Raw genomic sequence first — 1078 nt, 5'->3', positions numbered from 1 at the left:
GCAACACCTACACATACTGCATCAGAAATTTCATTAAATTGTTTAGCAACTGTTTCTATTTGGTATGGATAAATGTTCTCTCCCCCACTTATAATTAAATCTTTACGACGATCATAAACCATTACGAAACCTTCTTCATCTATCTCAGCAATATCTCCAGTTTTGAAAAAGCCATCTTCAAATGTCTTTGTCAAATTCTCAGGATACAAGTAACCATTCATCACATTTTCACCTTTGATAAGAAGTTCACCGTGACCATCTTGATTAGGATTCTTAATTTTTACTTTTACATTGTCACTCGGTTTACCGACTGTATCATGTTTTTGAGCTAACATTTCAGGTGAAGCTGTTAGAAATTGCGAACATGTTTCTGTCATACCGAAAGAGTTATAAATCGGTAACTGATTGGCAAGTGCTTGCTCTATCAGATTAGAAGAGAGTTTTGCTCCTCCAAGTAAAATTTTTTCTATTGAGAATGGTTGTGTAAGACCACCATCCATCAACCATTTTAATGTTTGAGGAACAAGTGAGACATGCGTCATGTTTTCATCTTTAATAATATGAAGCATCTTATCAGTATTAAATTTACCAACTAAGCGAACTGTGAATCCCTCAATGACTGATCTTAAAATAACGCTCAGACCAGAAATATGATAAATAGGTAAAACTGATAGCCACTTTGTATGTTGATCAAAACCTAAACTTTGTTTACAACCTGTAGCACTTGCTAAATGATTATGGAACGTTTGTGGCACAGCTTTCTGTGGGCCTGTCGTTCCAGAAGTGAACATGATAGATGCAATATCTTCTAAATTGAATTGTTTAGATTGGAGTTGTTGAGGTGTTAAATTTCTAAGACCTTCAATGTTGTATAATTTAAAATCCTCCATTGTTAGAGGCATCGTATGTAATATGGTATCAACACGAACTGATTTCATCTGATTTCTCATTTCTTGCTCAGTTAAACGCGTGTTAAGCATCGCTATTTCGATTTGAGCAATCCAGCAAGCATGTATAAGTATGACCGAATCTAAATCATTTTTAATAAATAAACCTACTCTTTTCTTATGAAGTGACT

Annotated in this window: 1 protein-coding gene; it reads right to left on the bottom strand. The window is 34.4% G+C overall.

The features are described 5' to 3' along the window. A partial coding sequence (gene menE / locus ACFVU3_RS40235; protein ID WP_390073736.1) for an o-succinylbenzoate--CoA ligase occupies positions 1-1078 on the bottom strand: 1078 nt, incomplete at both ends.

This window comes from Streptomyces sp. NPDC058052, from assembly GCF_042885515.1.
In the GTDB taxonomy this organism is placed as follows: Bacteria; Actinomycetota; Actinomycetes; order Streptomycetales; family Streptomycetaceae; genus Streptomyces.
Note: the sequence above shows the minus strand (reverse complement) of the source record. Positions and strands in the feature narration are given on the sequence as shown.